The organism is Burkholderia sp. BCC1977, assembly GCF_905339595.1.
Taxonomy (GTDB): domain Bacteria; phylum Pseudomonadota; class Gammaproteobacteria; order Burkholderiales; family Burkholderiaceae; genus Burkholderia.
Map to the genome: position 1 here is coordinate 1 of NZ_CAJPGQ010000098.1, position 4500 is coordinate 4500.

Annotated in this window: 3 protein-coding genes; all 3 read right to left on the bottom strand. The window is 69.0% G+C overall.

Translation table 11 applies throughout. From position 1 onward, the window contains the following. A partial coding sequence (locus tag U5771_RS34640) for a DUF2827 family protein (protein WP_322028106.1) occupies window positions 1-873 on the bottom strand: 873 nt, incomplete at its 3' end. Window positions 874-1276: 403 nt separating this feature from the next. Next, complete coding sequence (locus tag U5771_RS34645) at window positions 1277-1951, bottom strand: OmpA family protein (protein ID WP_322028107.1); 675 nt, start codon at window positions 1949-1951, stop codon at window positions 1277-1279. A 124-nt stretch (window positions 1952-2075) separates the two neighbouring features. Then, a partial coding sequence (locus tag U5771_RS34650; protein ID WP_322028108.1) for a YadA family autotransporter adhesin occupies window positions 2076-4500 on the bottom strand: 2425 nt, incomplete at its 5' end.

Below are 4500 nucleotides of genomic sequence, written 5' to 3' on the forward strand. Positions count from 1 at the left end.
TACGACGGCGTCCGCGTGGCGCGCCATGAAGCCCGGCAGGTCGATGCGCGGCTCGAACGTCGCCTTGTGCTGGCGCACGAGATCGAGGCTGTTCGCGAAGTGCACGAAGGTCGGATGGGCCTTCATGTGCATCGAGTTGACGACGAACAGATGCTGCACCGCGTCCGGATGCGCGCGGTAGAACTCGTCGCACGCGAGCATCGGGTAGTGGCAGGACTTCACGACCGAGATGTTCGGCTCGAGCGTGGCGAGATTCCACGGGCGGCGGCCGGGCCGATAGCCGAACGTCACCCCTTCTTCTTCCAGCGCGGCGATGCGGCGATCGAGGAAGTACGGCGACCAGATATGCGGCATCAGGTGCACCGGTGCGCGCAGGATGGTTTGCAGCATCGGAGCGCCTGTTTTCTCATACTGCGGCAGCAGCCATACTTCGTCGAACGGCGTGTCGTTGAAGATGTGCCCCGACGGTTTGCCGAAGATCGGCGTTTCGCCCAGGCCGGCGTAGACGTGCCCGCAGAAGAAGGCGACGAGTTTCTTGCCGAGCGCCTTCATGTGCCTGCGCCATTCGAACGGCAATTGCGCGCCCATCTCGATCACGACGTCGAGGTCGTGCGTGACGTCGGAAGGCTTCACGAGCGGCACGTCGAGGCCGTCGAGATCGAGGCCGGCCGGAAACGCGTTGGCGTCGCCGCCGTTCAGGAAATAGACGGGGCCGACGCGGTCGGAGCGCTTGAGCATCATCGCGAGGAACGCAATGTTCTGGTGAATGCCGTTTTCCCAGATCGCCTGGCCGTCCCGCGCAAACAGCGAGATGCCGACGGCCGGCCGTTGCTTGCGGGTGCCGCCCGAGGCGGCTTGATTGATGTCCGTCACCGGTTGGTTTCCTCTGCGGCGTCGTGCGTCCGGCCGTGGCCGCGAAACGGCGCGCCGTGGATTGTCGTGGTTGCGTTCGCGCCGGCGCGCGCTGGAATGCGAGTCGGGCGGCGCGGATCGCGGGGCGGCCGCCGGATTCCGGTGTGTCGTCGGGCGGGTCTGGCACGGCGCGCGACGCGGGCGGAACGCCCCGGCAGCTGTCTGCGGCGATTGTGGCACGGAAGGCGCCGTCTTGTGGAGGGGCCTGACGAACTTTGACATAGCCGCCGGCGCGGGAGCCGGGGCCCCGGCGAAGCGGGGGCGGTGCGGTCGGGAGGGCGGGGCCGACGGGGTGGTTGCGCCCTGCCGGTCAAGGCCGTCGCGTGCGGGCGCGGGGGGCGCCGGGGCCGCGACGGCCGGCTGCTCAGCGCTGCAGCGAGATGTCGACGCGGCGGTTGCTCGCGCGGCCTTCGGCCGTCGCGTTGGATGCGACCGGATCGGCGCTGCCGCGGCCTGTGACCGACACCGACTGCGCCTTCAGCCCGTGCGCCTTCAGGTAGCTTGCGACGGTTTCCGCGCGACGCTTCGACAGCACGAGATTGGCGGCGTCGTTGCCGACCGAATCCGTATAGCCGGTGACCGTCACCTGCGTGTACGTGCGGTCTTCGCGTTCGCTCAGCAGTTTGTCGAGCGAGGCGCGCGCGGCCGGCGTGAGCGTGGCCAGGCCCGTCGCGAACAGCGCGTCGCCCGCGAGGTTCACGTGTTCGATGGCGGCCGGCGCGGGCGCGGGTGCCGGCTCGGCGGCCGACGCCGCTGCGGCCGGGGCGGCACCGCACTGGAACACCAGCGTCGCGGGATCCGAGCCGTCGCGCAGCGCACGGGCCGAATCGACGGCGCGCACCGGCTGGTCGCCGCAGATCTTGCGGGCGGCTTTCATGCAGGTCTGCGGGCCCGACAGCAGGCCGTGGCAGTCCACCTGGAAGGTGCGTACGCCGTCGCGCGGCTGCAGTTCGGATGCGCTGTAGGTCGGGCCGGATGCGGTCGAGCACGCGGCGAGGGCCATCGCGGAAAGTGCGAGCGCAAGAGCGAGTTTGTTCACGGTTACGTCCTCAATGCCTGGGTTGACTGAAGCCCGCCACGTGTTGCGCGGCGGGCTCGTCCTGTCGTCGGGGCCGCCCGGTGCCGTCCGGCTCGCGAGCCGGGCGGCGTGGCGGTGCGACGGGTTACTTCCACTGGTACAGCATGCCGGCGCCGATCACCTTCTGACCGCCGCTGAAGCCGCCGTTGATCGACGCCTTCAGGTTCTCCGTGATACGGGCCTGCATGTTGACCGCCATCGCCTTCTGACCCAGGAACGACGCGGTGCCGACCCCCATCCCGAAGTTGGCGTCGCGATCGAGCTGCGGGATCGACGCCATCGCGCCGACGGCCGCGATACCCTGCTTCGCCATCTGGTCGGTCTGCTGCAGTTGCGAACCCAGCGAGTTGATCTGCGCCTGCTGGCCCGACAGTGCCGTCGACAGCGTCGTCTGCACCTGCGTCAGCTGGTTCACGTTCACCGCGTCGGTGCCTTGCGTACCCGGCGCGACGTTCGTGATCTGGCGCTGCTGCGTGTCGCTGCCGACCGACACGACGTTCGAGCGGCCGCCGTCGTTCGACGCCGCGCCGATCGCCACCGAGTTCGAGCCGGCGGTGACGGTCGGCTTGTCGTTGCCGGTGCCGTTCATGTCGGCCGCGATGCCGTTGTTGTTCGCCGTGCGCGTCGTGTTGTTGTTGATCGTGGTCGACAACTGGCTCACCTGATCGCCGAGGTTCGTCACGCCCGTCGACAGCGACGCTACCGTGCTGTTCGTCGAGCTCAGGCCGGTCGACAGCGAGCCGATGCCGGTCGACGTCGACGTGGACAGCGACGTGACGTTGCTGTTCGTCGAGCTGAGGCCCGTCGACAGCGAGTTGATCGCCGTCGAGGTCGACGTGGACAGCGACGTGACGCTGCTGTTCGTCGAACTGAGGCTCGTGGACAGCGAACCGATGCCGGTCGACAGCGACGAGATGTTCGACGCGGTCGACGTGGACAGGCTGGTGATCGCCTGGTTCGTCGCGTTGAGCTGGCTGCCGTTGATCGCGTCCGTGCTGGTGGCCGATACCTGGCCTGCCGCGACGTTCGTGATCTGGCGCGTGGTGCCCGTGGCTGCGTCGCCGACACTGACCACGCCCACCGGCGAGGTGCCCGCGAAGAAGTACGTGACACCGCCGATCGTGGCGCTCGAGGTGCCCACCGCGGTACCCGTGACCGAGTTCGCGCCGAGGGCGATCGAGTTCGCGACGTTCGCCGTGGCGTTCGTGCCGAAGGCGAGGGCATTCGCGGCGGTCGCCGACGCACCCGAGCCGTAGGCCTGCGCGCCGGTCGCGCTCGCGACGGCCTGGTTGCCGAGCGCGATCGTGTTGTCCGCAGTGGCCTGGTTCGAGCTGCCGAGGGCGAGCGCGCTGTTGCCGGTTGCCGTGTTCGCGTTGCCGAGCGCCACCGCGCCGGTGCCGGTCGCCGTGTCGTTCGCACCCATCGCCACTGCGCCGGTGCCCGTTGCGACGCTCGGGTCGCCGATCGCGACCGCGCCGTCGCCGCTCGCGGTGTTGCCGGAGCCGATCGACACCGCCTTGCCGCCGGTGGCCGATGCGTTCTGGCCGATGGCGACCGCGCCGGTCGACACCGCGTTCGAGCCGTCGCCGACTGCCACGCTGCTGGCGCCTGCCGCGCTGGCGTTCACGCCGGCTGCGATCGAGTTGACGCCCGTCGCGCCGTTGTTGGCGTAGTTGCCTTGCTGCGTGCCGTTGTCGTTGACGCTGTAGTAGTGCGTCTTCGCGGCTTCGATCGCGGTCGACGTCGAGGTGGACAGCGACGTGATCGAGCTGGTGGCCGTCGACAGGCCCGTCGAGGTCGACGTGGACAGCGACAGGATCGTGCTGGTGGCCGTCGAGAGGCCGGTCGAGGTCGACGTCGACAGCGAGTTGATCGAGCTGGTTGCCGACGACAGGCCGGTCGAGGTCGAGGTGGACAGCGAGCTGATCGAGCTCGTCGCCGACGAGAGGCCGGTCGACGTGGAGGTCGACAGCGAAGCCACCGAGCTGTCGGTCGAGCTCAGGCCCGTGGACAGCGACGTGACGCTGCTCGCGGTCGACGTGGACAGCGAAGTGAGCGAGCTGTTGGTCGAGCTGAGGCCGGTGGACAGCGAGCCGATCGAGCTGGTCGCGGACGACAGGCCCGTCGAGGTCGAGGTCGAGAGCGAGCTGATCGAGCTGGTTGCCGACGAGAGGCCGGTCGACGTCGAAGTCGACAGCGAGGCGACCGTGCTGTCGGTCGAGCTGAGGCCGGTCGACAGCGAGTTGATGCCGGTCGAGGTCGACGTGGACAGCGAGCTGATCGAGCTCGTTGCTGACGACAGGCCCGTCGACGTCGAGGTCGACAGGGATGCCACCGAGCTGTCGGTCGAGCTGAGGCCGGTGGACAGCGAGCTGATGCCCGTCGAGGTCGAGGTGGACAGCGAGCTGATCGAGCTGGTTGCCGACGACAGGCCCGTCGACGTCGAGGTCGACAGGGATGCCACCGAGCTGTCGGTCGAGCTGAGGCCGGTGGACAACGAGCTGATACCC